Genomic DNA, 25,307 nt, shown 5'->3' on the forward strand with positions numbered 1-25,307 from the left:
TTACCCGAGGGCATGACCGGGGAGGATGAAAAGGATGACCTTAAGCATGGTGCTTATGCTCGTACAAGTGTTTTTTGCCGTCGTCATCGGCATTTACTTTTGGAATTTGCTGCGTAATCAGAAAAACAATCGCAGCGCGGTGGACCGGGAGTCGCGCAAAGAAATGGATAAGCTGCGCAAGCTTCGATCGATTTCGTTGACGAAGCCGCTCTCGGAGAAGACGAGGCCCGCTTCGATTACCGATATCGTCGGGCAGAAGGAAGGCTTGCGCGCGCTCAAGGCGGCTCTGTGCAGCAGCAATCCGCAGCACGTAATCGTATATGGACCTCCCGGCGTAGGGAAAACGGCAGCCGCTCGGGTCATTCTGGAGGAAGCGAAGAAGAACAAGATGTCTCCGTTCCGCTCGGAGGCCAAGTTCACGGAGATCGACGCGACGACGGCCCGTTTCGACGAAAGAGGCATCGCCGATCCGTTGATCGGATCGGTTCACGATCCGATTTACCAAGGGGCAGGGGCAATGGGCGTCGCGGGTATCCCGCAGCCTAAGCCGGGCGCGGTAACGAAGGCGCACGGAGGCATCTTGTTCATAGACGAGATCGGGGAGCTCCACCCGATCCAGCTCAATAAACTGCTAAAGGTGCTCGAGGATCGCAAGGTATTCCTCGAGAGTGCTTATTACCACGCGGAAGACACGAATATTCCGATGTATATCCACGATATTTTCCAGAACGGATTACCTGCGGATTTCCGGCTCGTCGGAGCGACGACGCGTTCGCCGAACGAGCTTCCTCCGGCGCTTAGAAGCCGTTGCATGGAAGTATACTTCCGGCCGCTGCTTCCGGGCGAGATTGCCCAGATTGCCGAGAACGCCATCCAGAAAATCGGATTCGAACCTCGACCCGATGCGCTCGAAGTCGTGCAACGTTATGCAACGAACGGCAGGGAAGCCGTCAACATCATTCAATTGGCGGCGGGTTTGGCCATTTCCGAAAGCCGGGAAGAACTGAGCGGCGCCGACGTCGAATGGGTCGTCAACAGCAGCCAGTTACCTCCGCGTCCCGATCGCAAAGTACCGAACAAGCCGCAGGTCGGCTTCGTTAACGGATTGGCCGTGTACGGACCTAGCATGGGAGCGCTGCTGGAGATCGAAGTAACCGCGACGCCCGCGGTTCCGGGCAAAGGCTTGTTAAACATTACGGGCGTCGTGGAAGAAGAGGAGCTTGGCGGCGGACAACGCACGCTGCGCCGCAAGAGTATGGCGAAAGGCTCTTTGGACAACGTGCTGACCGTGCTGAAGAGAAGCGGATTCCAGCCGGACAATTTCGACTTGCATATCAACTTTCCGGGAGGAACGCCGGTGGACGGACCTTCCGCCGGCGTGGCGATGGCGGTCGCGATCGCTTCCGCCATGATGAAGCAGCCGGTGAACAACAAAATTGCCATGACGGGCGAAGTGAGCATCCACGGCGCGGTAAAGCCGGTAGGAGGAGTCGTCGCCAAAGTCGAGGCCGCGTTCCAATCCGGCGCGGATACCGTCATTATTCCGAAGGAGAACTGGCAGGCGATCTTCGAGAACCTCGAAGGGGTCAAGGTCGTTCCCGTAGACCGGCTGGAGGATGCGTTCCGATACGTCTTCGGCGAAGAAATGATCTGGATGGACGCGAAGTGGCAATCGAGCGAGCTGCCGGTCGCCGCGGACGCCTTCGCTGCGGCTCCGGCAGGATCGGTGCTTCACGCGGGCGGGCGCGCCGAATCCACGGCGCTCGACGGGAGCGGCCGCACGGCGGAAGGATGACCGAAATTGCCGAACCAGTAGTTAAAGGGGTGTTCTCAAGGACGATTTCAGTCTTTGCGGAACACCCCTTTTTTGCGGCGAGCGAATACATTTGATACAATGACTGGAGTGTTTGAATTCGTTCCAGAACTGCGAGGTGCGTCAATTATGGGTTCGGGCAAACAGAAAAGCCGTTCGATTCCCTTGCTGCCCCTAAGAGGGCTGCTCGTATATCCCAGCATGGTGCTCCATCTGGATGTAGGTAGGGAGAAGTCCGTCAAAGCGTTGGAGCAATGCATGATCGACGATCACATGATCTTGCTCTGCTCGCAATCAGAGATCAACATCGAAGAACCTACGCAAGAGGACATTTACCAAGTCGGAACGATCGCCAAAGTTCGCCAAATGCTGAAGCTTCCGAACGGAACGATCCGTGTTCTGGTGGAGGGCGTCAGTCGCGCCGAGATCGAGCAATATTTGCCGAACGACGAATATTACGAAGTGCTCGCCCGCGAGCTTCAAGAAGGCCAGACGAACGACTCGGAGCTGGATGCGCTTATGCGCGCCGTGCTGAGCCAGTTCGAGCACTATATCAACCTATCCAAGAAGGTGACCCCCGAGACGCTTGCCGCCGTTTCCGATATCGATCAACCGGGCCGGTTGGCGGATGTGATCACGAGCCATCTGTCGCTGAAAATAAAAGATAAGCAAGAAATACTGGAAACGATCGAGGTCCGTCCTCGTCTGGAGAAGCTGCTCGACTTCCTCAATAACGAGCGCGAAGTGCTGGAGTTGGAGCGCAAGATCAGCCAACGCGTCAAGAAGCAGATGGAGAAGACGCAGAAAGAGTATTACCTTCGCGAACAAATGAAGGCGATCCAAAAGGAACTCGGCGATAAGGAAGGCCGCGCGGGCGAAGTCGAAGAGCTGAGAGCCCAACTCGCCGAAGCGGAGTTGCCGGAGAAAATCGAAACCAAAGTCGAGAAGGAAATCGATCGACTGGAGAAAATGCCCGCATCGTCCGCGGAAGGGGCGGTTATCCGCACTTACGTCGAATGGCTGCTCGCTCTGCCGTGGAGCAAGATGACGGAGGACGATCTCGACATCGTCAAAGCCGAGCAAATCCTGAACGACGAGCATTACGGACTCGATAAGCCCAAGGAACGGGTGCTGGAATATCTTGCCGTCCAGAAGCTCGTCAAGAAGCTGAAAGGCCCGATCCTGTGTTTGGTCGGTCCTCCGGGCGTCGGCAAAACCTCCTTGGCGAAGTCGATCGCGAAGTCGCTAGGACGCGAGTTCGTACGGATCTCGCTTGGCGGCGTGCGCGACGAAGCGGAAATCCGCGGACATCGCCGGACGTACGTCGGGGCGATGCCGGGAAGAATTCTGCAAGGCATGCGCAACGCCGGGTCGGCGAATCCCGTTTTCCTGCTGGACGAAATCGACAAAATGGCGATGGATTTCCGGGGAGACCCGTCGTCCGCGTTACTCGAAGTGCTCGATCCGGAGCAGAACTCGACTTTCAGCGATCATTACGTCGAGATGCCTTTCGACCTTTCCAACGTTATGTTCGTCACGACTGCGAACGTAGTGCACAATATTCCAAGGCCTCTTCTTGACCGGATGGAGTTGCTTCACGTTCCGGGATATACGGAACTGGAAAAGCAACAAATCGCGGAACGCCATCTGCTTCCGAAGCAGAAACGCGACCACGGCTTGGAAGAGAGTCAGCTCGTCATGGAGTCCGACGCCATCTTGTCCGTCATTCGTTACTATACGCGGGAGTCGGGCGTGCGCAATATGGAGCAACAGCTCGCTTCGGTATGCCGCAAAGCCGCCAAAGCGATCGTGGCGAATCCCGAAGCCGCTCCTTTCGTCGTCGACGAGGAGAAGCTCAAGGAATTACTCGGACCGCCGAAGTACCGCCACGGTATGGCCGAACAGGAAGATCAGATCGGAGCCGTTACGGGCCTGGCATGGACAGAGGTCGGCGGAGACACGCTCGTGATCGAAGTCACGGTCATGCCGGGCAGCGGGAAACTGACTCTGACGGGCCAATTAGGCGACGTCATGAAGGAATCGGCGCAAGCCGCCTTCAGCTATACGCGAAGCCGTGCCAAGGACTTCGGAATCGATCCGCAGTTCCATGAGAAGAACGATATTCACGTGCATATTCCGGAAGGCGCGATTCCGAAAGACGGCCCGTCCGCGGGCATTACGCTCGCGACTGCGCTCATCTCGGCGCTCACGAACCGCCGGGTTTCCCGCGAAGTCGCCATGACCGGGGAAATTACGCTTCGAGGCCGCGTGCTGCCGATCGGCGGTTTGAAGGAGAAGTCGCTTGCCGCGCATCGCGCCGGCATCAAGAAAATTCTTCTTCCGAAAGATAACGAGCGAGATTTGCGCGACATTCCGGAAAGCGTGCGCCAGAGCATGACGTTCGTGCCGGTTGCGCATATGGATGAAGTTCTTGCGCATGCGTTATCGGAGCCGCTTGGCCGCTTGGCGGGCGAGTCGGGCGAGGATGATGAGGATTTGCAAGCGGGCGCTTCGGCCATTACGGGCCAGGCGGGCGACGAGCCGGAGGATGCTCCGCCGTTAGGAACACATTGATGGGAGACCTTAAGGCTTTATGAAGATCAAACAAAGCGAATTCGTAATTAGCGCGGTTGGCCCGAGCCAGTATCCGGAAGACGGATTGCCGGAAATTTCTCTGGCCGGCCGCTCGAACGTAGGGAAATCTTCCCTGATCAACAAAATGCTGCTGAGGAAAAACTTGGCCCGGACGAGTCAACAGCCGGGCAAGACGCAGACGCTGAATTACTACAAAATCAACGGAGAGCTCGGAGAACTCTACTTCGTTGATTTTCCCGGTTACGGATATGCCAAAGTGTCCAAATCCGAGCGGGAAGCATGGGGCAAGATGATCGAGCGGTATTTGCGGGACCGCGATCCTCTTAAGCTGGTTCTGCAACTAGTGGACGTACGGCACCCGCCGTCCGCTGACGACAAGAAAATGTACGAATGGCTTTCCCATTATGAAATTCCGATGGCGGTCGTCGCGACGAAAGCGGATAAAGTGTCCCGTTCGCAATGGCCGAAACACGTCAAAATGATCCGTCAAACACTGGGAATGCCAGGACATGAACCGCTTGTTCTTTTCTCCTCGGAAACGGGACAAGGAAGAGACGAATTATGGAGCATAATCATGAAAGCGGCAGGATTACCGCAAGAAACCCCCTCCGAACCCCTTATCAACGCGCAGGAAACTGAGGATAACACGTAAAAGTACGGATGAATCGCGGGAGGAAACGATTTTTGCATGTTTTTTCCGTGAATATCACGTTCGGGCCGCAGGAATCGGCTTGCGATTTCGCGTATAATAAAGATTAGTTAACGCGTATCACAATCGCAAGACAATGGGAATTGAGGAGATTTTATGGCTCAACGGGTAGCCACGGAGTATGTCAATACCAGCCTGACACTGACGGAAGCCGAAATGCCGAGACTGATTTCCATGTGCGAGGTCCAGCAGCTTCGACTGCAAGTTTTCGTAATGGATAACGGCAATCAAGAGGTCGTATTGCAGGAAGAAGCGGGCGGCGAAACGATTCGTCTTAGCTTCGAGAGAACGAACGGGCAGTATCACTGCATGTTAACTTGCAGGGTCGTGCAGCCCAAACTGACGAATGTTTTGCGCACGCTGGTTTCATCGTTCAAAGGAGACGCGGTCGTCAATCGGATTTATTGCGGATTTACGATGGTGTACCATTATATTCAAGGAAGCGTCGCGCGGATCGTCGAAAGCAAAGATGCCCAATTGCGGACCGTGTACGAACATTGCGACACGCTAGGCAGATTGGAATCCCAGTTTAATTCGTATTCGGTCGAGGAAGAAATTAGCCGGCTGCACGGTTCCGTCAACGAGTTGCTCGACATGCGCAATCAGACGAAGGAGCCGAGGCTAATCGGCGAAATCGACCAGAGATTGAAGTATCATAGCCGTTTATTGTTCACGTTGGAAGCATAGGCATTATCAACGTTTCGACATCGCAAAAAGAGCCGTTTTCAGGCTCTTTTTTCTATTGTTTTGCAATGCCGAGGCGACCGTGTACGAAATCGCAAACCCCTGACGGGGCGCGGAAAAACAGGGGGTTGCCGCATGCGTAAAAACCCTAAAAAAAACTGTTGCATTTACCCCGGATAGATGTTATTTTTAGTTTCGTTGACAACTCAATACAATAGGAACCAGGATTCACTCAAGGAATGCGGTGAGAGCAAATTCCCTCCAAGTGAATGACGTAGGTCCTAGCGGATGAAATCATTTTCACATTTTATTCCTAGGAAGGGGGAACCGGAAGATGGAATACTCGACTTTCGGACGACACGTTGCGGTTGACACATGGGGAGGAAACATCGATATTCTGAACAGTGCGGAACTTCTCCAATCGCACATGGTGGAAGCGGCCGAAGCATGCGGCGCAACGGTACTCTCGGTTCAAGCGAAACAATTCGAACCTCAAGGAGCTACCGTACTGGTCTTGCTTTCGGAGAGCCACATCTCCATTCACACGTATCCTGAAAAAGGTTTTGCCGCGATCGACTGCTATACTTGTGGCGAGACCGTGGATCCGCAAGCTGCAATTGACTATCTCGTCGGAGTGATCAAACCGGAGAAAACTTACGCGAAGAAATTAATCCGCGGACTCGGCGAATTGCAAGTCGTCGAACCGACGATCCAACAAGCCGAACTCGTTAAATAATCGATACTCGAAGCCATGAGGAGCATACCTCATGGCTTTTTCTTATGCATAGAATACGAATGGGGCAAAAAGACGACAATAGGAAAAAAGCGGCGCGTCCGTTTTCATAAAGTTTTCATATTTGAGGGCTAAGAGGCTGTCCAACTATGTTATAATAATCGTTGATAAACAGGATCATCCTTACTCCCAAGCAGAAAGTCAGGTGAAAACCCATGCATCTAATCGTAGTCGGATTGAATTATCGCACGGCTCCCGTCGAAATGAGGGAACGCTTTGCGTTGTCCGAACAGGAGATGCCGCTCGCCCTTCAGGGGTTGAAGCAAACGACGGGCTTTCTCGAGGGTGTGATCGTGGCGACCTGTAACCGGACGGAAATCTATGCGGTCGTGGACAGGCTTCAGCTTTGCGGACATTATATCCGCGCCTTTATGGAGCAATGGTTCAAGATCCCGCGTAAGGAGTTTAACTCCCATATCTACATGTACGAGGACGATCGTGCGGTAGAGCATCTGTTCCGGGTCGCCAGCGGCTTGGATTCGATGATAATCGGAGAAACGCAAATTCTCGGGCAAGTCAAAGATGCATTCTTGCTCGCTCAAGAGCAGCAAGCAACCGGTACGTTGTTCAATCGTTTATTCAAACAAGCGATCACGCTAGCCAAACGCGCGCATTCCGAGACATCGGTCGGAGAGAGCGCCGTATCGGTAAGCTACGCCGCGGTAGAACTCGGTAAACGCATTTTCGGACGTTTCGACGACAAGAAGGTCATGATCGTCGGCGCCGGCAAGATGAGCGAGCTTACGGCGCAGCACCTTCACGCTAACGGCGCCAAGGAAGTATTCGTTGTAAATCGTACGGTGGAAAAGGCGGAAGAGTTGGCCGTGAAGTTCGAAGGCACGGCCATGACGCTAGACGCCGCCATAGGGCGACTGAAGGACGTCGACATCGTGATCAGCAGCACGGGAGCCAACGGCTTCGTGGTTACTCGCGAACATATCGAAGCGGCAATGGCCGGCCGCAAGAAAAAACCTTTGTTCTTGATCGATATCGCGGTGCCTCGCGACATCGATCCGGCTTGCGGGGATTTGCCGAATGTGTACCTCTACGATATCGACGACCTGGAAGGCATCGTCGAAACGAATATGGCCAAGCGTCGCAAGGAGGCCGCGATCATCGAAGAGATGATCGATCTCGAGCAGGAAGCTTATCAGCAATGGTATGCGACTTTAGGGGTCAGCCCGCTCATCCGCGCTCTTCAGGAGAAAGCCGCCGGCATCCAGGAGACGACGCTCGATAGCTTGCTTCGCAAGCTTCCGGAGCTGGACGACAGGCAAGTCAAAGTCATTCGCAAGCTGACGAAAAGCATCGTGAACCAGATTATTCACGATCCGATCTTGCACATTAAAGAAGCGGCCGTCGAGAAGCGCGGAGACGAAGCCATGAAATTGTTCGTCCAACTGTTCGCGCTCGAAGACGAAGTCGATCGCGTAAGGGCGGAAGAAAAGTCCGAAGAGAAAGCCAAAAAAGCGTCGCATGCGGGTGCATCTTCATCCGGCACGGCAACCGCCGCTGCAACCGCTACGGGCTCCGTCTTGGACATCGACAAATTGCTGTCTCAACTGGCTGGCGCGCTTCGATAATCGCCAGGGAATCTGGAGGCGCTGCCCCGATGGTAACTCAAGATTGGTTAACCGATGCCGTTCTTTATATTTATGCCCTGAGCTTGCTTTTTTTCGTATCCGATGCCGCTTCCGGCAATCGGAAAGCGAGAAAAGTCGGAACAGGGCTGCTTGTTTTTGTTTGGGTGCTGCAGGGAGCTTTTCTGATGGCGCTCCTGTTCGATCGATTTTCAGTGCCTACGCTAACGCTTAGGGATTATTTGTTTTTCGTCTCCTGGTTGCTCGTTTCCGCGTCATTTATTCTCAATCGGATCATGCGCGCGGAATTACTCGTCTTGCTCGTTAACGTCGTCGGATTCGCCGTGCTCGCTTCGAACTTGATCGAGAGGCCGAAGCATGACGCGGTACTTCAACCCTGGGAAGTAGCTAGGCGTTTGCTGCTCGTGCACGTCGGACTCATTACCGTCTCGTTCGCCATTTTGACGGTTACGGCCGTTCTGGGGCTCATGTATCTCTTCCTCCACCGTCGGCTGAAGGCGAAGAAATGGTCGCATGTCATGAGCCGCATGCCGAGCCTGGAATGGATCGATCAGTACGCTTACCGGGCGGGCTTGATAGGCGTTCCGCTGTTGTTGCTGTCTTTGTCGACGGGGGCCGCGGCCTTGCTTATCGACGGCGAACCGATGCATTTGCTAGACGAGAAGGTGCTGCTGTCGTTCGCGGCGGGAGCGGCCTATATCGTTTACTTAATTCGCAGGTTGGCTTCCCGAGACGATAATTCGAAAGTCGTCCGATGGAATTTGCTCGGATACGCTTTGCTGATCGCCGGTTTCTTCGCGAATTCGTTGTCTTCTTTTCACCAATTGGTATAACTAGATTTCTTTTCTCGTTTCGCATCGAGAACATGGACTAGCATCCGTGGGAGGAGCGTTCGCCAATGTCGCAATGGTATCCGGTGATGCTTAACCTCGAAGGGCGCGTATGCGTCGTCTTCGGCGGCGGAGCGGTTGCCGAACGCAAGACGCAAGGATTGTTGGATGCGGGTGCGGACGTACGGGTCGTGAGTCCGACGCTAACACGCGTAATGAAGCAGTGGGTCTCAGAGGGCCGCGTGCGTTGGATCGAGCGCGAAGCCGAGGATAGCGACGTCTTCGGAGCGACTCTCCTATTCGCGGCGACCGATAATCGGGCCGTGAATCGCAGGTTAGCGGAGACGGCTAGGGAATTAGGAGTTCCTGCGAATATTGCCGACGACGGAGAGTGCGGGGACTTTATCGTTCCCGCCGTATTACGTCGGGGAGATCTCGTATTGACCGCAAGCGCGTCCGGGACGGGACCGGCGTTGTCGGCGCGAATTATCTCGGAACTTGCCGTCAAATACGGTCCGGAATACAATGAGAGCACTCAGGCTTTGAAGGCGATCCGCGCGATCGTCAAAGCGGAGGTCGGAAATTCGGAGGAACGGCGGGAGCTGCTCCGGGCGGCCGTATCCGACGACGCGCTGGAGGAATGGCGTTATTCTCCCTGGCTTCGCCAGGATAAGGCGCAACTGATCGAACGATTGCGGCAACGAGCACATGACCGGAAGGGATAGATACATATGCGCAATATTATCGTAGGGTCGAGACAGAGCGCGCTTGCGCTTACGCAGACGAACCAAACCGTCCAGAAGCTGAAGGAATTGTCGGCGAGGGAACAACTAGACTATACGTTCGAGGTCAAGCCGATCGTTACCCGCGGCGACCGGATTCTCGACGTGACCTTGTCCAAGGTCGGCGGCAAAGGATTGTTCGTGAAAGAAATCGAGGAAGCGCTATTGAACGGCGAGATCGACTTGGCCATTCATAGCATGAAGGATATGCCTTTCGAACTGCCGGAAGGTCTCGTAATCGGGGCCGTGCCGGAGCGGGAAGATCCCCGGGATTGTATTATCAGCCGCAATGGACTTAGCCTGGCCGAGCTGCCGCAGGGCGCGAAGATCGGGACGAGCAGCTTGCGTCGCTCCGCCCAGTTGAAGGCTCATCGGCCGGACCTGCAGATCGAATCGATCCGCGGGAATATCGATACCCGCTTGCGCAAGCTCGAGGAAGAGGGCTTCGACGCGATTCTCCTCGCGGCAGCGGGCTTGCACCGAATGGGCTGGAAGGATCGGATTACGGAATATCTCGATCCGGTCATTTGCTTGCCTGCCGTAGGGCAAGGCGCGCTGGCCATCGAATGCCGCGGCGATAATACGGAAGTCATGGCGCTGCTGGCCCTTCTGAACGATAAGCGTACGGAGCGAACGGTAGCCGCCGAACGTCGTTTGCTCGGGCTGCTCAACGGCGGTTGCCAAGTGCCTATCGGAGCATATGCGGCGTTGGAGTCGGATGAGCGGATAGATGGCACGATCGTGCTTCACGGCATGGTAGCCTCCCCGGATGGAAGCCGAATGCTTAAGGAATCCGTATCCGGGACGGATTCGTCGGAAGTCGGTTCAAGCGTGGCGGAAGCATTGCTTCGCCGCGGCGCGGACGATATTCTGGCGGAAGCGAGGGAATAACCCGATGAACAAGGGGAAAGTTTATTTGGTCGGGGCAGGACCGGGAGATCCCAAGCTCATTACGGTTCGGGGTCTCGAAGCGCTGAAGCGCTCGGACGTCGTCGTGTTCGATCGGCTGGCCGGGCCGCAGTTGCTGAATCAAGCGAGGCCGGACGCCGAACGGATATACGTGGGAAAACTTCCGGACAGGCATACGATGAAGCAGGAGGAAATTAACCGGCTGCTCGTCGACTTGGCTTTGCAAGGAAAGACCGTAATCCGGTTGAAGGGCGGGGATCCGACGGTGTTCGGCCGCGTCGGCGAAGAGGCCGAATTGTTGCGGAAGAACGGCATTCCCTACGAGATCGTTCCCGGCATCACTTCGGCGATCGCGGTTCCGGCTTACGCGGGCATACCCGTGACGCACCGGGATTTGGCTTCTTCCTTCTCGATCATCACGGGACACGAGAGCCCGGATAAGCTCGAACATACGATTTATTGGGATAAAGTAACGAACGCGACGGGGACGCTCGTCTTCTTGATGGGCGTAGCCAAAATCGCCTACATCAGCGATCAACTGATCAAGCACGGCAGATCTCCGGAAACTCCCGTCGCGCTCATTCAATGGGGGACGAGAGCGGAACAAAGGACTGTCGTCGGCACGCTTCGGGATATCGACGTCAAAGTGAAGGAAGCAGGCTTGAAGCCTCCGGCCGTTATCGTGGTCGGAGAAGTCGTACGGCAACGGGAAACGCTGGCTTGGATCGAGGATAAGCCCTTGTTCGGTCGACGAATTCTCGTTACTCGCGCCCGTTCGCAAGCGAGCGAGTTGCTTGCCAAGCTCGACGAGCTTGGCGGGGAAACCTACGAGTTTCCGGTTATCGAGACGCGAATTCCTACTTCGGATGAAAAGCTGCGAGCGATCGAGTCTGCTTTAGGGCAAGCGGCAGAATACGATTGGGTTATTTTGACGAGCGTGAACGGCGTCGATTACTTCTATGAATGGTTGAACAAGCACGGGGTGGACATTCGCAAGTTCAGTCGTGCTAAATTCGCCGCCGTCGGACCGAAGACCGCGGAAGCGCTGGCCGCACGAGGCGTTCGAGCCGATCTTCTGCCGGAGAGCTTCCGCGCGGAAAGCTTGCTCGACAGCTTGGACGGACTGATCGAGCCGGGACAGCTAGCGCTGCTTCCTAGGGGAGACCTGGCACGGGAAATATTGCCGAAGGAATTAAAGGAACGCGGCGTGAGGACGGTCGAGATCGACGTCTACGAAACGGCGTTATCCGCTCCTAGGGATCCCTGGTTGCCGGAAATGCTCGCGAACGGGGAAATCCATGTCATTACGTTCACGAGCTCGTCCACGGTCGTCAATCTGCTCGAAGCGTTGCGAAGGCTTGGGATAAGCAACCCGGCCGATGCGTTGAGCGGAATCGAAATCGCATGCATAGGTCCGGTGACAGCCAAGACCGCCGAAGAAAACGGTTTGAAGGTTACGGTCGTTCCTGAACGGTACACGATAGATGGGTTAGTCGAAGCGCTTGTCGACAGACGGCGCGATACGAAAGGGGAATGAGTAGTTATGTCATATCCGTTGGTCAGACATCGCAGATTAAGAAACTCGGCAGGTTTGCGCAATATGGTACGGGAAACGAGTATCGGGGTTAACGACTTCATCATGCCTATTTTCGTCATGGAAGGCGAAGGGATCAAGGAAGAAATGGCATCCATGCCCGGCGTCTATCATTGGTCGCTGGATACGATGGAACAAGAACTGGCGGAAATCGTCGGACTCGGCATTCAATCGGTGCTGATTTTTGGCGTGCCGGAACATAAAGACGCGATCGGTTCCTCCGCTTTCGAGGATAACGGAATCGTTCAGCGCGCGATCCGCAAGATTAAGACCTTGTATCCCGAACTTGTCGTCGTCGCGGACACTTGCTTGTGCCAATTCACCGATCACGGGCATTGCGGTGTGGTTCACACTTCGGAATGCGGAGCGGACATCGTCAACGACGAATCTCTGCAATTGCTAGCGAAGACGGCGGTATCGCAAGCGAGAGCGGGCGCGGACATCATCGCTCCGTCGAACATGATGGACGGCTTCGTGGCGGCGATCCGCCAAGGATTGGACGAGGCCGGCTTCGAGAATACGCCGATTATGTCTTATTCCGTGAAATTTTCGTCCGCTTATTACGGACCTTTCCGGGAAGCGGCGCATTCCACTCCGCAATTCGGAGACCGCAAAACGTATCAAATGGACCCCGCGAACGCGCGCGAGGCGTTAAGGGAAGCTCAGACGGACGTGGAAGAGGGCGCGGATTTCCTTATGGTTAAGCCTGCATTGGCTTACCTGGACGTGGTCAGGATGCTGAGGGATCGTTATGATTTGCCCATCGTGGCATACAACGTGAGCGCGGAATACAGCATGGTCAAAGCGGCGGCGATGCAAGGGTGGATCGACGAGCGGGCGATCGTGCTGGAGACGTTAATCGGCATGAAGCGCGCGGGTGCGGATTTGATTATTACGTATCACGCCAAGGACGCCGCGCGCTGGTTGCAGGAAAAGTAAGTTCGGTCGAAGACGGCCTAGCCTCGAAGCTTCGCCAAATTCAGCTTATACTCGTTAATGCCGAACTGAAGGACGCCGCGCGATTCCAATTCCCGGATGACCTCGGAGAGAATCGCTTTGCTAACGCCGGCCATCTGGGCAAGCTCGTCGTAATTGAGGGACATCGGGATGGAAATGAGGTTCCCGTCGCGCTTGCCGTTCTTGTTGGCCAGAGCGATCAGGTTCTTGAGGACGCGGGTACGCCCATCCAGGAAAGTCAGATCGTTAACGTGATCGTTCGTCGCCCGAAGCCTGCGGCATAATTCGGCCAAGATGCCGCGCGTAATATCGAAATGATCTTGCAAAAGTCCCATGAATTGCTCGGAGGAAAGTTCGAGCACGGTCGTCGATTCCAGCGTTTGAGCGGACGCGGAACGCGGCAGTCCGTCGAGCAACGATAACTCTCCGAAGCTTTCGCCGGCGTTGACGAGGGAGAGAACTTTCTCTTCTCCCGCATGGCTCTTCGTAAACAGCTTGATAGAACCGGACAGGACGACGTAGAAGGTCGAACCTGCCTCTTTTTCGTAGAAGAGAGTCGTCCCCTGCGGTAATGTGCGCCTGTGGGATATTCTAAGGATGTGCTCCAATTGTTCGTCGTTAAGGTTGTCGAAGAGCGACACCTTCTTAAGCCATTCGATCATCCGTATCTCTCCTGCTCCACAAGGAATGGTTATAACGATTGCGAGTCCCAACAAGTTTACCATAGCCTTTTCCAATTCTGATAGTAGGACGTGACGAAAATGAGCGAAAATCATCGAATCCGCACGGATTCCAAGTCCAAATCCGCTTTCGAACGCGCGAAGCGCGTCATTCCGGGCGGCGTCAATAGCCCGGTTCGGGCTTTCAAATCGGTCGGGCTTACGCCTTTGGTTATCGAACGCGGCGAAGGCAGCCGGATTACCGATATCGACGGCCAGACGTACATCGATTACGTGCTGAGCTGGGGCCCTCTTATCGCTGGTCATGCGCACCCCGAGGTCGTTGAAGCGATCAAGCGGACCGCCGAAAAAGGGACGAGTTTCGGAGCGCCGACCGAGCTTGAGACCCTGATGGCCGAGCTTGTGTGCGAACGAGTGCCGTCCGTCGAAATCGTGCGCATGGTCAATTCCGGGACCGAGGCGACGATGAGCGCGCTGCGGCTTGCCCGCGGTTATACGAAACGAAGCAAGATTCTTAAGTTCGAGGGCTCTTATCACGGCCATGCGGACAGTCTGCTCATTAAAGCGGGTTCCGGCGTCGCTACGCTCGGATTGCCGGACAGCCCCGGCGTTCCGGAGAGCGTGGCTTCCCATACGCTTACGGTTCCTTATAATGACCTGGCTTCCGTCAAGCTGGCTTTCGAGCGCTACGGGGAAGAGATCGCGGCGATTATCGTCGAACCGATTGCCGGCAACATGGGCGTCGTTCCGCCGTTACCCGGGTTTCTGTCCGGACTGAGGGAAGTGACTTCCCAATACGGAAGCTTGCTTATTTTCGACGAGGTCATGACCGGTTTCCGGGTTCACTTGAACTGCGCGCAAGGTTTATACGGCGTCACGCCGGATTTGACTTGCTTGGGCAAAGTGATCGGCGGCGGACTTCCCGTAGGAGCTTACGGCGGCAAAAGAGAAATTATGGAGCACATGGCTCCGGTAGGACCTATCTATCAGGCAGGTACGTTATCGGGCAATCCGCTGGCGATGGCGGCCGGTTATTCCACGTTAAAGTTGATGAACGAATCCGCGTACCAGCTGTTGGAGAGATTGTCGGCTCGGCTCCAAGCCGGTCTTGAACGCAACGCGGCCGAGACGGGAATTCCGATGACGATCAACCGCGTCGGCTCGATGGTATGTCCGTTCTTCACGGATAAGCACGTCATCAATTACGATGTCGCCAAGACCGCGAACACGGAGCGTTTCCGCACCGTATTCCGCAGGCTGCTCGATAACGGCGTGAATATCGCTCCTTCGTCCTTCGAAGGTTGGTTCGTCTCCATCGTTCACAGCGAGGCCGACATCGACATGACGATCGAGGCGCACAGATCGGCATTATCGAAACTCTAAAAACGGCATTCGTAGGGCTGTCCCTAAGGTCATCGACCTTTCGGGCGGTCTTTTTTTCTTGCGGTCCTCTAACTTCGGGGAGGGTTGTTTGTCTTTTTCAGGCATGCTCGCCTATCCCCGGCATATAGATAATTAGGGTATTGTAAAGGCCCGGACCGAAAGTCCGGGCGCTTATGCCGAAAGGAGGACTTCGTCGTGACGGACCAGTTAAACGGGCTTCGCTTCGATATTTATGAACGCGTGCATCTGCCGGACGATGTAGCCGCAATCGATGAGCTGGAAGAAATCGAGTTGGTGCCCCATATGCAGGCGCTTCCTCAGGACGATCAAGTGTTATTGCGCGGTCATTTGTTGCTGACGGGAGTGTACCGGTCGCAGGATTCCGCCGAGGCTTCCCAACTGGAACATTGGATCCCGGTCGAGATTTCGTTGCCGCTGAACCGAATTAACAGCGTAGCCGAGCTAGCCGTGGAAATCGACAATTTCGACGTCGATCTGCTGTCGACACGATCGTTGAACGTAACGGGGGTGTTGGCGCTCAGGGGGCTTCAATCCCAGGCTTCCCAAAGTCCGATCTGGAGAGACGACAGCTTTACGGTCGTGCATCAGGTAGGACAGGATGAACCATCGCCGCCAGCTCAGCCTCAATCACGATATGTGAACGGCGATGAACAATCGTTTGCGTATACGCCTTATGCGAGCGGCATGCCAGCGGAATTAGATGTCGGGGAGTTAGCCGTGCAAGAAAGGGAGGACGAGGAGAGCCTACAACTGGATCCCCTTCCATCGTTCGACGACTCGGCGAAGGATAACGGTTGGTTGTCCATGTTCCAGAATTCGGAGGAGCCAAGGGAGACCGATCGCCAACCGGAAGAGTCAGTCGCGCAAGCCGTGTCGGAAGTCCCGCCGGACGTCTCCTCCCAATGGGGAGACGTCACGGAACGACGATTATCCGAAGGGGAACCGCTATCGAATTACGCAAACGCGGAGCCTCCGCTAGCTTCCTATGGTCAAGGGGACCAGCAATCGGAAGAAAAGCCGGATTTGCGGGTTGCGCTAGGGGGCAAGCCGCTCGAATCCGTTGCACCTCAACAATCCGCCGCGCCTCAGCAATTCGGCGTCGGATTGCTGTCGCAGCTCGGAGAGAAAGGCGCCAAACGTGAAGCCGAACTGAGAATTCAAGAGGCGGCGCAAGCGGAGGAAAGGGCGCAAGCCGCGAAGAACGACGCGCAGAACTCGGGAGACGAATTGGAATGGACGCGGTTGTTCTTGAATAACGGCGTGCAGGCGCAATCGTTCCGAAAGGTAAGGATGTGCATCGTTCAGCGCGAGGAGACGCTCGATCTGATCGCCAACAGGTATAACGTTCAACCGAGGGAGCTGCAGTTGTACAATAGGCTCCACGAACCGTATTTGTCCGAAGGGCAAGTGCTGTACATTCCTTGATTCAACGTTTGGACTGGGCCCGTTTCTCTCGTCCGCGAGAGGAACGGGCCCGGTTTGCGCATCCGAGCGTGCCCGTATTGACTCTATAACGGCGCAAGGGTAAAATAAAAAGCATCAACATGGATAGGGAAGAGTAAGCAGTCAGACCATCAGAGAGCGGAGCCGCTGCACGCAGCGCTGAGAGGTTCCGCGGACAATCCGTCTGCTACAGTCGCCCTGGAGTTTCTCGCATGAAGGCCGTCCGCATCGGGACGTCGGAGTAAAGCGGGACGGTCGCAACCGTTATTTCGCAGCGAGTGCCGTATAGGAGCAAGTTTCCTGACGGAACGAAGGTGGTACCACGGAAGTTTACCTTTCGTCCTTTGCGACGGGAGGTTTTTGCGTTTTTATGGCCCATTGCGAGAGTTGCCCGCAAGCAGGAAGCCGAACCTTGCATATCTCAATTCATGTCTTTTGGAGGTAGTGTCACTCATGTCCGAATTAGAGCAACGGTCTAACGTTGAAATGCCGACGACTTACGACCCGACTAGCGCCGAGCGCAAATGGTATGAAATATGGTTACGGGAAGGGTATTTCCAAGCGGGACGTCGTCCCGACGCACCGAAATATACGATCGTCATCCCGCCGCCGAACGTAACGGGAATGCTTCATATCGGCCATGCCCTTGATTTTACGTTGCAGGATATTTTGATCCGGTTCAAGCGCATGCAAGGCTTCGACGCGTTATGGCTTCCGGGTACCGACCATGCGGGCATCGCAACGCAGACGAAGGTTGAACAGAAGCTGCGCGAAGAAGGAAAGAGCCGCTATGATCTGGGCCGCGAAGCCTTCCTGGAGAAAGTATGGGATTGGAAGGAACTGTACGCGAACAACATTCGCAACCAATGGGCGAAAATGGGGCTGAGCTTGGATTATTCCCGCGAGCGCTTCACGTTGGACGAAGGGTTGAACAAAGCCGTGCGCGAAGTATTCGTGCGCCTGTACGACAAGGGCTTGATTTATCGAGGCAAGCGGATCATCAACTGGGATCCCGCTGCCCGTACCGCCCTGTCGGATATCGAGGTCGAATATAAAGAGGTTAACGGACATCTGTATCATCTTCGATATCCGCTGGCTGACGGCAGCGGGCATATAACGGTCGCCACAACGCGTCCGGAGACGATGCTGGGCGATACGGCCGTCGCGGTACACCCGGAAGACGAGCGTTATAAGGATTTGATCGGCAAGATGATCCTGCTCCCGATCGTAAACCGGGAAATTCCGATTATCGCCGACGACTACGTAGAGAAGGAGTTCGGCAGCGGCGCGGTCAAGATTACGCCCGCCCACGATCCGAACGACTTCGAAGTGGGGGCGCGCCACGGCCTTCCACAAATTACGGTCATGGACGAAGGCGGCCGGATGAACGAGCATGCCGGTCCTTACGAAGGCTTGGATCGTTCCGATTGCCGCAAGGCGATCGTTAAAGACATGCAGGAGCAAGGCATCTGCATCCAAATCGAGGATCATGTTCACCAGGTCGGCCACAGCGAGCGTTCCGGCGCCGTAGTCGAGCCGTATTTGTCCACGCAGTGGTTCGTGAACATGAAGCCCCTCGCCGAGAAAGCGATCGATTCGCAGAAGTCCGGCAAGGGCGTTAATTTCGTGCCGGATCGGTTCGAGAAAATCTATTTGAATTGGATCGAGAACGTCCGCGATTGGTGTATTTCGCGTCAACTCTGGTGGGGACACCGGATTCCGGCCTGGCATCACGAGACGACGGGAGAAATCTACGTCGGAATGGAAGCGCCGGAAGGCGCGGATCTGGCGGATTCTCCGTGGAAACAAGACAACGACGTGCTCGATACGTGGTTCAGCTCCGCGCTCTGGCCGTTCTCCACGTTGGGCTGGCCGGATGATAGCGAAGACCTGAAAAACTACTATCCTACGAGCGTTCTGGTCACCGGTTACGACATCATTTATTTCTGGGTCGCCCGGATGATATTCACCGCGCTCGAATTCACGGATCTCATTCCGTTTAAGGATGTGCTGATGCATGGCCTCGTCCGCGACGCGGACGGTCGCAAGATGTCCAAGTCGCTGGGGAACGGCGTCGATCCGCTCGACGTAATCGATCAATACGGCGCGGACGCGATGCGCTTTATGATCTCGACCGGCAGCACGCCGGGGCAGGATTTGCGATTCCGGTTCGAGAAAGTGGAGCAGGCTCGCAACTTCGCGAACAAGATCTGGAACGCATCGCGCTTCGCGCTTATGAACTTGGAAGGCTTTACGTACGATCAGATCGATCTGACGGGCGATCTCTCGACCGCCGACCGTTGGATTCTTCACCGCTTCAATGAAACCGCGAGGGACATTACCCGTCTGATGGAAGGCTACGAGTTCGGGGAAACCGGACGGCTGCTCTATAACTTCATCTGGGACGACCTTTGCGACTGGTACATCGAGTTCTCGAAGCTTACGCTTTACGGAGAAGATCCGGCGGCGAAACGGAGCACCCAGTCCGTGCTCGCTTACGTGCTGGACCGCACGCTTCGTTTGCTGCATCCGTTCATGCCGTATTTGTCCGAGGAAATTTGGCAGCATCTGCCGCACGAGCCGGGCGAAACGATTATGTTGGCGGCTTGGCCGGAATATCGCGCCGATTTCGAAGCGGCGGCTTCGTTGAAGGAAATGGAACTGCTCATGGAAGCGATCCGCGCCGTGCGCAACGTGCGTGCGGAAGTAAACGTGTCTCCGGGCAAGAAAATCGAGCTTTGGCTCAAACCGACGGGAACGGCGGAAGAGGCTATTTTCCTGCGCAACGAAATTTACGTTCAGCGCTTCTGCAACACTTCTTCGTATACGCTGGATCGGGAGCTGACCGCTCCGGACAAGGCGATGTCGGCGGTCATTACGGGAGCCGAGCTATTCTTCCCATTGGCCGGCCTTATCGATATTAGCCAAGAGATCGCTCGGTTGACGAAGGAAGTCGACAACTTGAATTCCGAAGTGGAGCGCGTGGAGAAAAAGCTGTCCAATGAAGGCTACATCGCCAAAGCGCCTGCCCACGTCGTCGAACAAGAGCGGGCGAAAGGCCAAGATTATCGCGACAAGCGGGACAAAGTGCTGGCAAGAATCGCGGAGCTTCAAGGATGACGGAGGAATTAGGCATGAATGAGGGCAGTTCCCGCGTCGATTCCTTCCGTACGGCGGAGGAAGCTTTAGCTTGGATTATGAGCCTTACTTCTTTCGGAATTCGTCCCGGTCTGGAACGGATTACCCGGCTGATGGAGACGTTAGGCAATCCGCAGCGGAGGCTTAAGTTCATCCATGTTGCCGGGACGAACGGCAAAGGTTCGGTGTGCGCATACTTGACGAGCGTGATCAGACAGAGCGGGTACGACGTTGGAACGTTTACTTCGCCGTACTTAACCTCTTTTTCCAATCGTTTGCAATATAACGGGCAAGATATCGAGGACGAGATTCTCGTGCGCCTGGTTAATGTCCTGAAACCCGAAGCAGAGAAGATGGCCTTAACGGAGTGGGGTTCTCCGACGATCTTCGAAGTGACCACGGCGCTGGCTCTGCTCTATTACGGGACGGTCGCGTATCCGGATTACGTTGTATGGGAGACGGGTCTTGGCGGTAGATTGGACGTAACGAACATCGTCACGCCGGTCGTCAGCGTCATCACGAACGTCGGCCACGATCATATGGACATTCTCGGTCCTACGATCGCCGACATCGCCCGCGAGAAAGCGGGGATCATTAAAGCGGGAGTTCCCGTTATTACCGCGGTGAAGCAGCCGGAGACGATCGAGATTATCAAGGACACGGCGCGGTCCTGTCAGTCGACGGTTTACCGACTAGGCGACGCCTTCTCGTTCGAAACGTTGTCCGTCGCGGAAAATGAGCAAAAGTTCTCTTTTCAAGGACCTTTCCGTGCCTTACAATCGTTAACGGTAACGTTGAACGGGGCGCATCAATTAGAGAATGCCGCAACGGCGATCATGACTTTGGAAGTGCTGCGGCAATATTACGCGTTGATCGTCGAGGACGAGGATCTTGTAATAGGTCTTCGTAACGCGAAGTGGCCCGGCCGGCTGGAAATGGTGTCCGAGAACCCTCGCGTACTGATCGACGGAGCCCATAATCCGGAAGGCATGGAAGCTTTGAGCAATGCGTTGAAGGACGTATATAAGTTCGATCGTTTAAATGTGATGATGGCGATGATGCCGAATAAGAATCATGAGCATTCCTTGCGGCATATACTACCAATGGTGGATACGCTTGTGATCACGGAACCCGATTTTCATAAAAAAATGAACGCTGCCGATCTGGCCGTTGTCGCGAATCGATTGCGCGAGGAACTCGGACGGCCGCGGAATATCATCGTTGAGCCGAATTGGCGGCGTGCGCTAGAACTTCTGCAAGAAGCGGATGCGGCATCGCCGGAGGACGAAGACACGCTTAACGTGATTACCGGCACTTTGTATTTGATCGCCGACGTCCGTTCGTGGTTGCTCGATGGAACGAAATCTGAAAAAGGCTGGTGAAGCGTTGTTGCGGACCGCTGAGCATGTGCATTTTATCGGTATCGGAGGCTATGGCATGAGCGCCATCGCCCGGGTCATGCTGGAGATGGGCTACCAAGTATCCGGTTCCGACGTGGCGCGCCAGGAATTGATCGACAAACTGGCTGCCAAAGGAGCAAAAATCTATATCGGTCACGAACCCGAGCAAGTCCGGGGTGCTGATCTTGTGGTTTATTCAACGGCGTTGCCCAAAGACAACGTCGAACGTCAGGAAGCGGAGCATCTGAATATTCCGATCCTGCATCGGGCGCAAATGCTGGCACGTCTTCTTAACGCCCGCAGCGGAATCGCGGTTGCGGGAGCGCACGGCAAAACGACGACCTCGTCGATGATCGCCCTGGTCATGGAGACTTGCGGGCAAGACCCGACGTATATTATCGGCGGGGAGATCGTTAACGTCGGCACGAACGCGAAGGCCGGCAAAGGCCGCTTCGTCGTGGCGGAAGCCGACGAGAGCGACGGTTCGTTCCTTCAATACGAATCCTCCATGGGCGTCGTGACGAACATCGAAGCCGATCATTTGGAAAATTACGACGGCGACTTTAATAAATTAAAGCAAGCTTACGTATCTTTCCTTCAGAATATTAAGCCGGACGGCTGCGCGATCGTCTGCGCGGACGACGACAACATTCGCGAATTGCTTCCTCAAGTCGAAGGCCGGACAATCCTTACTTTCGGCATCGACGCCGACGACGCGGAGTACCGCGCGACCGACATCGAGCTTGGGGATCGTTGCGCGACCTTTACCGTTAATCATCGGGATCAAGTTCTCGGTTCGGTTACGTTATCGGTGCCGGGCCGACACAACGTATATAATGCTATGGCGACGATTATCGCGTGCCTCGAAGCGGGAGTTCCTTTCGCCGAGATCGCCGTTGCGATTCGGGAATTCCGCGGGGCCAAACGCCGTTTCCAGGTGCTTGGCGAAGTGAAGGACATGCTGGTCATCGACGATTATGCCCATCACCCTACGGAAATCCAAGCTACGATACAAGCCGCCAAGACGACTGGGAAGCGGATTATCGCCGTATTCCAGCCGCAACGCTATACGCGTACGTATTTCTTATTGGATGCGTTCAGCCGGGCATTCGCGGACGCCGACGAAGTGATCATTACGGATATTTACTCTCCGGCCGGAGAACAGAGGATCGAAGGGATCAACTCGCGGAAGCTGGTAGAGCTGATTTCCCAGAACAGCAATTCCAACGTAGCCCACATTCCGACAAAGGAAGAAGTGCTGGATATTCTCGCGCATAAAGTCGCTCCGGGTGACCTGGTACTAACGATGGGCGCGGGCGATATATGGAAAACGGCCGTCGAGCTTTCCCGCATTTTGCGCGAGAGGGAATAGCCGTCATCTCAAGTTAATGCCATGAAGCAATGGAAGCCGCCGGAATTTCGGCGGCTTTTTTGCGCAATTATAGTTCGTTTTAAGACGGGGCGCGCGATCATATTTCTCTCTCTTCTCTCATATTCTAAGTTACTAGAGTGTGGGACAAGGGGAGAGGCAGCATGCAATCCAAAGCTAGAATGACCTTTCGGTTCGAACCGTCGAAGCCGAAAGAGAATCCGACGAACATTCCGCACGAGAATACGATTTCTGAACTTGTGACGGAATCTTTTCCGTTAGCGTCGTTGCCGGAACGGTCTGCCGAATCTAGCGATCGCCCTTCGTCGAAATCGGAGGGCGTCCATGGCGAACGCGATTATACGGCATGGAATAGCCCCTACCAAGACGATATTCATGCGTTGGAAGAGATCATTCGCAAGACGGGATCCAAAGGCGCCTCCTACGAGCCATACTTGACGGTCGTGCCGAAAGAAGCTTCCCCCGTCGATAAAAGATCGATTTCCGCGGGTACGCCGCAGTTGCCGCACATCGATCTTGAGGAGATCGAACCTGATGCAGGGTTATGGTCACGGTATATTTACGGCAAGGACGAGCAAATGAATAGGCATTCCGAGCCGAGTGAGGCGGATCGTTACTCCCGAGAACATGACGGTCGAGAGAGAAACCCTTCTTGGGGAAGAGTGTTTCTCTCCGTTGCGGCAGCCGTGGCGACTGGAGCCTTATTCGGTTACTTAGTACTGAGCTTGTTTACGGGCGAGCCGATGTTTCCCGGGAAATCGGAAGTTCCGGCTTCATCTATATCGAATAAGGCTAAATCGCAGGCGAACCAAGCAATCGGAGCCGAATCCTCCGCGGCGGCCGAAGCAACCCTGCAGGCGCCAGGGACGAAGGAGAAAACCCGGCCCGTCGGAGCGCAAACCGAAGGATCTACGTTCCAACTCGATTCGAACGTCTATTACATGCTGCAATATGGCGTATTTCATACGAAAGACAGCATGTTAACGGCCGTGAAGCAACTGGAGGATAAGGGGCTCGCATCGGCAGCGGACTCTTCGGACGGATATCGCGTATACGCCGCCGCTGCGAGGTCGAAGAGCGAAGCGGAATCGATAGCGGCGCAGCTACCCGATACGGATGTGTATATTAAAGCATTTGGAGGAGAAGCGATAAAAGTCGCTTCGGAGCGGTTATCCGCGCAAGGCGCGTTATTCATGAACGCGAGCGCCGATTTCACCCGCAAGCTTGTCCAATACTCGGAGCTTGCCTTGCGGGATTCCTCTCCGCAGAAGCTGAAGGATGCGGATTTCGCGGTTCTCCGGAAGTCGGAACGCGAGTGGAGAAACGCGATCGACGCGGCGGATCAGTTGCAGGGGGATGCCCGAACGGAAGGGAAAACCGTCATTCAAGCTCTGACGTCGGCGATGGATCACATGGACGCATATCAAAGCAAACCTTCCCGCGCCGGGCTCTGGAGCGCGCAGACGGAAACGATGAAAGCTCTTCTCGCGGATCATCGCCTGCGCTCCATTCTGCAAAGTCCCGGAGTCGGATAATTCGCGCCAGCAACCGTATATCGGGACTTTCGAAGGGGACGGCCTGCATCGTAGGGGCTGTCTTTGTTTTATACGTTGTGATGCTTGTCCGGGAAACGTATAATAAGTAGACGGGTGTCAAAAAATGGTGGGAGACGGGGAAATATGAAGAAAAACGGGTGGATTTTGCTTTTGTTCGTTTTCTTGGGGTTATTGGCGGGTTCATTGGTCGCCAATTGGCTTCGCGAGGTCCCGAGCCTGGTTTTCTTGACTCGAACGATAGAGGTCAATTGGTCTCCGGCCGCGGATTTGGCTGTCATCAAGTACAGCTTGGTGCTGAACATTCACTTCAGCTTGCTGAGCATCATAGGCGCGATCGTCGCCATCTGGTTATACCGTAAAACGTAGTTTCGAAAGGAAGATTCGCAATCTCATGGTTAACGCCGATTTCGATAGTCATACGTTAGTGCTCGCTTCCGCTTCTCCTCGCAGGCAGGAGCTTATCGCTTTATTGGGCTTGCCGGTCCGGATCATCCCGAGCAACGTCGACGAAAACACTCCGGACGACTGGTCTCCGGCGGGAATCGTCGAAGGCCTCTCCCTTCGTAAAGCCCTTGCCGTACAGGCGGAACTCGAACTTACGGGGGATCGATCTTCCATCGTCGTAGGCAGCGATACGATCGTTGTGTTGAATAGTAAAGTTATGGGAAAACCTACGGATGAGCAGGATGCCTTTCGGATGCTGCGGGAGCTGGCCGGACGAACTCACCAAGTATACACGGGAGTAACGTGCGCGCGATTGTCCGACGGACGAACTTCGACCGCTCATCGGATCACCGAAGTGACGATGAGAAACTTATCCGACGAGCAAATCTCCCGTTATATCGCAACGGGTGAGCCGATGGACAAGGCAGGAGCTTATGGAATCCAAGAAGTCGGCTCGCTGCTCGTCGATTCGATCGAAGGCTGTTACTTTAACGTCGTAGGTTTGCCGGTTTCCCTTCTCGCTGTCCAGTTGGAGCAATTCGGCATTACGGTTCCTTGAACGTCCAAGCCAATTCCGCGGCCGAC

20 protein-coding genes are annotated in these 25,307 nt (G+C 55.1%); 19 read left to right on the forward strand and 1 reads right to left on the reverse strand.

All coding sequences use genetic code 11. From position 1 onward, the window contains the following. Window positions 1-34 precede the first annotated feature (34 nt). The 11 genes from lonB to hemB all read left to right on the forward strand — a co-directional run bounded on the left by lonB (window position 35) and on the right by hemB (window position 13,249). Window positions 35-1,795, forward strand: coding sequence for an ATP-dependent protease LonB (gene lonB / locus D7Z26_RS12690; RefSeq protein ID WP_120977327.1), 1,761 nt, complete (start codon window positions 35-37; stop codon window positions 1,793-1,795). A gap of 147 nt (window positions 1,796-1,942) precedes the next feature. Then, window positions 1,943-4,387 (forward strand): endopeptidase La, encoded by a 2,445-nt coding sequence (lon, locus tag D7Z26_RS12695; protein WP_120977328.1) that lies wholly within the window; start codon window positions 1,943-1,945, stop codon window positions 4,385-4,387. A gap of 19 nt (window positions 4,388-4,406) precedes the next feature. Next, entirely contained in the window at window positions 4,407-5,060 is a 654-nt protein-coding gene (yihA, locus tag D7Z26_RS12700) for a ribosome biogenesis GTP-binding protein YihA/YsxC (RefSeq protein WP_120977329.1), read from the forward strand. 153 nt (window positions 5,061-5,213) lie between these two features. Further along, the gene (locus tag D7Z26_RS12705) at window positions 5,214-5,804 is read left to right on the forward strand and encodes a non-ribosomal peptide synthetase module (protein WP_120977330.1); all 591 of its coding nucleotides are present in this window, start codon (window positions 5,214-5,216) and stop codon (window positions 5,802-5,804) included. A 331-nt stretch (window positions 5,805-6,135) separates the two neighbouring features. Next, a complete protein-coding gene (gene speD, locus D7Z26_RS12710; protein WP_120977331.1) occupies window positions 6,136-6,537 on the forward strand; it encodes an adenosylmethionine decarboxylase in 402 nt (133 codons plus the stop codon). Between the two features lie 212 nt (window positions 6,538-6,749). After that, window positions 6,750-8,177 (forward strand): glutamyl-tRNA reductase, encoded by a 1,428-nt coding sequence (gene hemA / locus D7Z26_RS12715; protein ID WP_120977332.1) that lies wholly within the window; start codon window positions 6,750-6,752, stop codon window positions 8,175-8,177. A gap of 29 nt (window positions 8,178-8,206) precedes the next feature. Then, window positions 8,207-9,028, forward strand: coding sequence for a cytochrome c biogenesis protein CcsA (ccsA, locus tag D7Z26_RS12720; RefSeq protein ID WP_120977333.1), 822 nt, complete (start codon window positions 8,207-8,209; stop codon window positions 9,026-9,028). 65 nt (window positions 9,029-9,093) lie between these two features. Continuing rightward, the gene (locus tag D7Z26_RS12725; RefSeq protein ID WP_120977334.1) at window positions 9,094-9,750 is read left to right on the forward strand and encodes a precorrin-2 dehydrogenase/sirohydrochlorin ferrochelatase family protein; all 657 of its coding nucleotides are present in this window, start codon (window positions 9,094-9,096) and stop codon (window positions 9,748-9,750) included. A 6-nt stretch (window positions 9,751-9,756) separates the two neighbouring features. Continuing rightward, window positions 9,757-10,698 (forward strand): hydroxymethylbilane synthase, encoded by a 942-nt coding sequence (gene hemC / locus D7Z26_RS12730; protein WP_120977335.1) that lies wholly within the window; start codon window positions 9,757-9,759, stop codon window positions 10,696-10,698. 4 nt (window positions 10,699-10,702) lie between these two features. After that, complete coding sequence (gene cobA, locus D7Z26_RS12735; protein WP_120977336.1) at window positions 10,703-12,253, forward strand: uroporphyrinogen-III C-methyltransferase; 1,551 nt, start codon at window positions 10,703-10,705, stop codon at window positions 12,251-12,253. Window positions 12,254-12,259: 6 nt separating this feature from the next. Further along, a complete protein-coding gene (gene hemB / locus D7Z26_RS12740) occupies window positions 12,260-13,249 on the forward strand; it encodes a porphobilinogen synthase (RefSeq protein WP_120977337.1) in 990 nt (329 codons plus the stop codon). A 17-nt stretch (window positions 13,250-13,266) separates the two neighbouring features. On the opposite strand, the gene D7Z26_RS12745 is transcribed toward hemB, so the two are convergent. Next, window positions 13,267-13,929, reverse strand: coding sequence for a Crp/Fnr family transcriptional regulator (locus tag D7Z26_RS12745; protein WP_158602290.1), 663 nt, complete (start codon window positions 13,927-13,929; stop codon window positions 13,267-13,269). 99 nt (window positions 13,930-14,028) lie between these two features. Between D7Z26_RS12745 and hemL the strand changes: the two genes are divergently transcribed. The 8 genes from hemL to D7Z26_RS12785 all read left to right on the forward strand — a co-directional run bounded on the left by hemL (window position 14,029) and on the right by D7Z26_RS12785 (window position 25,281). Continuing rightward, window positions 14,029-15,330 carry a glutamate-1-semialdehyde 2,1-aminomutase gene (gene hemL, locus D7Z26_RS12750; RefSeq protein WP_120977339.1) on the forward strand — a complete coding sequence of 434 codons (1,302 nt, stop codon included), beginning with the start codon at window positions 14,029-14,031 and terminating at the stop codon, window positions 15,328-15,330. Window positions 15,331-15,525: 195 nt separating this feature from the next. Further along, window positions 15,526-16,776, forward strand: a complete 1,251-nt coding sequence (locus D7Z26_RS12755; RefSeq protein ID WP_120977340.1) for a LysM peptidoglycan-binding domain-containing protein — start codon at window positions 15,526-15,528, stop codon at window positions 16,774-16,776. Between the two features lie 471 nt (window positions 16,777-17,247). Then, complete coding sequence (locus D7Z26_RS12760; RefSeq protein WP_120977341.1) at window positions 17,248-19,914, forward strand: valine--tRNA ligase; 2,667 nt, start codon at window positions 17,248-17,250, stop codon at window positions 19,912-19,914. Then, a complete protein-coding gene (locus D7Z26_RS12765) occupies window positions 19,911-21,314 on the forward strand; it encodes a bifunctional folylpolyglutamate synthase/dihydrofolate synthase (RefSeq protein WP_120977342.1) in 1,404 nt (467 codons plus the stop codon). Before D7Z26_RS12760 ends, D7Z26_RS12765 begins: the two co-directional genes overlap by 4 nt. 7 nt (window positions 21,315-21,321) lie before the next feature. Then, window positions 21,322-22,704 (forward strand): UDP-N-acetylmuramate--L-alanine ligase, encoded by a 1,383-nt coding sequence (gene murC, locus D7Z26_RS12770; RefSeq protein ID WP_199731706.1) that lies wholly within the window; start codon window positions 21,322-21,324, stop codon window positions 22,702-22,704. A gap of 161 nt (window positions 22,705-22,865) precedes the next feature. Next, window positions 22,866-24,257 (forward strand): SPOR domain-containing protein, encoded by a 1,392-nt coding sequence (locus tag D7Z26_RS12775; protein ID WP_120977344.1) that lies wholly within the window; start codon window positions 22,866-22,868, stop codon window positions 24,255-24,257. A gap of 144 nt (window positions 24,258-24,401) precedes the next feature. Then, entirely contained in the window at window positions 24,402-24,644 is a 243-nt protein-coding gene (locus D7Z26_RS12780; protein ID WP_120977345.1) for a DUF4321 domain-containing protein, read from the forward strand. A 25-nt stretch (window positions 24,645-24,669) separates the two neighbouring features. Continuing rightward, on the forward strand, window positions 24,670-25,281 hold the full coding sequence (locus D7Z26_RS12785) for a Maf family protein (RefSeq protein ID WP_120977346.1): 612 nt from the start codon (window positions 24,670-24,672) through the stop codon (window positions 25,279-25,281). The last annotated feature ends 26 nt before the right edge of the window (window positions 25,282-25,307 follow it).

The sequence above is a fragment of the Cohnella endophytica genome, assembly GCF_003628305.1.
GTDB lineage: Bacteria > Bacillota > Bacilli > Paenibacillales > Paenibacillaceae > Cohnella > Cohnella endophytica.

Coding starts and splice junctions, on each gene's coding strand:
- lon (WP_120977328.1), top strand. CDS start 1,943: ATGGGTTCGGGCAAACAGAAAAGCCGTTCGATTCCCTTGCTGCCCCTA.
- lonB (WP_120977327.1), top strand. CDS start 35: ATGACCTTAAGCATGGTGCTTATGCTCGTACAAGTGTTTTTTGCCGTC.
- yihA (WP_120977329.1), top strand. CDS start 4,407: ATGAAGATCAAACAAAGCGAATTCGTAATTAGCGCGGTTGGCCCGAGC.
- ccsA (WP_120977333.1), top strand. CDS start 8,207: ATGGTAACTCAAGATTGGTTAACCGATGCCGTTCTTTATATTTATGCC.
- cobA (WP_120977336.1), top strand. CDS start 10,703: ATGAACAAGGGGAAAGTTTATTTGGTCGGGGCAGGACCGGGAGATCCC.
- D7Z26_RS12725 (WP_120977334.1), top strand. CDS start 9,094: ATGTCGCAATGGTATCCGGTGATGCTTAACCTCGAAGGGCGCGTATGC.
- D7Z26_RS12745 (WP_158602290.1), bottom strand. CDS start 13,929: ATGATCGAATGGCTTAAGAAGGTGTCGCTCTTCGACAACCTTAACGAC.
- D7Z26_RS12775 (WP_120977344.1), top strand. CDS start 22,866: ATGCAATCCAAAGCTAGAATGACCTTTCGGTTCGAACCGTCGAAGCCG.
- D7Z26_RS12705 (WP_120977330.1), top strand. CDS start 5,214: ATGGCTCAACGGGTAGCCACGGAGTATGTCAATACCAGCCTGACACTG.
- hemA (WP_120977332.1), top strand. CDS start 6,750: ATGCATCTAATCGTAGTCGGATTGAATTATCGCACGGCTCCCGTCGAA.
- D7Z26_RS12760 (WP_120977341.1), top strand. CDS start 17,248: ATGTCCGAATTAGAGCAACGGTCTAACGTTGAAATGCCGACGACTTAC.
- speD (WP_120977331.1), top strand. CDS start 6,136: ATGGAATACTCGACTTTCGGACGACACGTTGCGGTTGACACATGGGGA.
- hemL (WP_120977339.1), top strand. CDS start 14,029: ATGAGCGAAAATCATCGAATCCGCACGGATTCCAAGTCCAAATCCGCT.
- hemB (WP_120977337.1), top strand. CDS start 12,260: ATGTCATATCCGTTGGTCAGACATCGCAGATTAAGAAACTCGGCAGGT.
- D7Z26_RS12765 (WP_120977342.1), top strand. CDS start 19,911: ATGACGGAGGAATTAGGCATGAATGAGGGCAGTTCCCGCGTCGATTCC.
- hemC (WP_120977335.1), top strand. CDS start 9,757: ATGCGCAATATTATCGTAGGGTCGAGACAGAGCGCGCTTGCGCTTACG.
- D7Z26_RS12785 (WP_120977346.1), top strand. CDS start 24,670: ATGGTTAACGCCGATTTCGATAGTCATACGTTAGTGCTCGCTTCCGCT.
- D7Z26_RS12780 (WP_120977345.1), top strand. CDS start 24,402: ATGAAGAAAAACGGGTGGATTTTGCTTTTGTTCGTTTTCTTGGGGTTA.